This is a genomic window from Pectobacterium sp. CHL-2024, assembly GCF_044751765.1.
Taxonomy (GTDB): domain Bacteria; phylum Pseudomonadota; class Gammaproteobacteria; order Enterobacterales; family Enterobacteriaceae; genus Pectobacterium; species Pectobacterium brasiliense.
This window is the reverse complement of sequence record NZ_JBIXKO010000039.1, coordinates 1-2,328: the sequence shown is the minus strand read 5'-3', so window position 1 is coordinate 2,328 and position 2,328 is coordinate 1. Positions and strand designations below refer to the sequence as shown.

Genomic DNA, 2,328 nt, shown 5'->3' with positions numbered 1-2,328 from the left:
GTAGCGCTGCCCCAGTGCATCCGTTACCGCCGTCAGGTTACCTTCCACATCGTAACCAAACCGCGTCTCGCTGCCGTCCTCGTACACCACTTTCGACGGTGACTCGCGCACGCCGTCATATTCCCAGCGTCGGACCTGTACGCCCGCTTCATGTCCGATATGCCGCTCTGTCAGGCGGTCAAGGTCGTCATAGCGGAACATGACCGGCGGTGCATTATCCCGCTCAAGGCTGCTCAGCAGCCCACGATGATTATAGTGATAACGCTGCAACACGCCGTCCGGGCCTATCACCGTCGACAGCTGTCCCTTGTCACCATAACGGTACAGCCACTCTCGCCCTTCCGGGTCATTTACCTCGAATTGTTATCACCACGCAGGATATCCATGAACTGTGGGGCAACTTGCAAGCCCTGAGCGTTGCGTCGTTTGATAGTTTCGTACCCGCCTGTACCGCAACGGCTTAATACTGACGCGACGGGATGAGAACACCGATATCGCGGCGCGGCTAAACGAACTGGACGGCTGCGAGACAGAGGGTGCGGACTGGGTAAGTGACAACGGGGAACTGACATTGACGGGTGACTGGCTCACCCAAAGCGGGTTACCCGGCCAGCAGTTAAGTATTGACGTGCTGCCCGGTAAAATAACCATTCGGGCTGAGTTGGGGAATATACTGGCGTAGTACGCAAGCCGATAAAAATATCTGGAAGGATCGTGTGATCGCTTCCGGATATTTAATATAAAAGAATTAATGGATAACCCCATCATCAAAATATGCTTCTAAATCTCCGCTTAGATCTAAAACCCCATCTTGTAAATCTGGATAAATATAATTTGAGAAAATAATCATATATTCCGATGTTTTTCTTGCAGCATCATATCTGCTAGACAAGGTTATTTTCTTTTCAAAAAAAGAATTCTTAATTTTACCTTTTATAGAGTAAAAAGTAACTTCCACATCATAAAAACAGTGCGGTGGTAATTCACGAAAATCATCGTTCATCAATCTACATCCGATCGATAACACGGCCATAATATTCCTCCCATTAGTCAATGGCATCTCACATCTAGCTATGAAGACATCTTCTCCAAAGAAGATGTCTTCCAGGCGAGAGAACTCATGATTCGAGACAGAATGGAGAACCGTAGGATCTATATCATACATATGGTTTTTTAAAGAAAACCAACCGGAAGGAAAAGAGAACAAAGATAACGGTTTATATCTTTTAAAAAAATCAATATTTTCCATAGAATCACTTCCCAAGATATTCAATATATTTTTCAGGAGATATTGGATGACCATGAAACTCATTAGTACTTTTAGTCACTTCAACTCTCATGAATTGAGTTGGTTTTCCATTATTATATCCCACCGTCTTACCCGCATCATATATATAGTAATCAGAACCACCTTTTTGTGGCACATACTTACCATTTTTCAATGCCTCTTTTTCTAACTGGTTTCTAAAACTGGTTGCGTCTTTTGAGGTTGTAGATCCTTGAACACTTTCGTCCCAATATTGAGAAGGTCCTTTGTTACTAGACAACTTTATAGCATCTTCTCTCGTTTTTGCTTTTGTGTGTTTATCATACGTAGCAGATTTAGAATGATGCCTTCTTTTCCTATCTTCTTTAGGATCAGGTGGACACCCACTCAACCCCAGCGGATCAACCCACTCCAACGGGTTATGAACATATCCCTGCGGCCTTATTCCCCCACCCAGCCCTATCGGGTCCGGCGACAGGTACTGTCCGCTTTCCGCATCATAGTAACGATGCCGGTTGTAGTAAAGCCCCGTTTCCGCATCAAACAGCTGACCCTGATAGCGCAGCTCACAGTACACCTCTTCGTTCGCCGCATCCCCTAGGTAGCGCCGCAGCGGGATAGGCCGTCGCTCTTCGCGGTGTACGCCCCACAGTCCCTGCTCCCCGCGCCAGCGGACTTCCCCTTCCTCACTGCACAACTCTCTCGCGGTTCCTGTCAGGTCGGTCACGATGTAGTGCAGTTGTGTGCTGTCGCCCTGCGCCTCCACCTGTGCCAGTGGCCGGAAGCTTCCCGGCTCGTATACCCACTGCACTTCCCGTGCCGCTGACCCGTCCGCCCGGTACTGCTGCTGACCAATCAGCTGGTCACCGTCCCACCGGTACGCCACCCGCGCGACCGCCTGCGCCGAAGGGAGTTGTCCCTCACGTACCTTACTGACTCTGCGGCCAAACGCATCGTAGCGATAGCGCCAGCGTGCCCCGTCCGGCAGACTCACCCGCACCAGACGGTCCTGCACGTCCCAGTCAAAGTACGTTTCCTTCGGCCTGAACCCCGGCCGCGTT

Annotated in this window: 2 protein-coding genes and 2 pseudogenes; 1 reads left to right on the top strand and 3 read right to left on the bottom strand. The window is 49.6% G+C overall.

Going from position 1 to position 2,328, the window contains the following annotated elements:
• Nucleotides 1-357 (bottom strand): annotated as a pseudogene (locus ACIPUG_RS21370) (hypothetical protein); the annotation flags it as partial.
• Between the two features lie 76 nt (nucleotides 358-433).
• Here ACIPUG_RS21370 and ACIPUG_RS21365 point away from each other — a divergent pair.
• A pseudogene (locus ACIPUG_RS21365) lies at nucleotides 434-682 on the top strand (SymE family type I addiction module toxin); the annotation flags it as partial.
• 66 nt (nucleotides 683-748) lie between these two features.
• On the opposite strand, the gene ACIPUG_RS21360 reads toward ACIPUG_RS21365, so the two are convergent.
• Nucleotides 749-1,249, bottom strand: a complete 501-nt coding sequence (locus ACIPUG_RS21360; RefSeq protein ID WP_400340108.1) for a hypothetical protein — start codon at nucleotides 1,247-1,249, stop codon at nucleotides 749-751.
• A gap of 4 nt (nucleotides 1,250-1,253) precedes the next feature.
• A partial coding sequence (locus ACIPUG_RS21355) for an RHS repeat domain-containing protein (RefSeq protein WP_400340105.1) occupies nucleotides 1,254-2,328 on the bottom strand: 1,075 nt, incomplete at its 5' end.

What these genes read in the sequence shown, in the direction of transcription:
- ACIPUG_RS21360 (WP_400340108.1), bottom strand. Translation starts at nt 1,249, where the DNA reads ATGGAAAATATTGATTTTTTTAAAAGATATAAACCGTTATCTTTGTTC.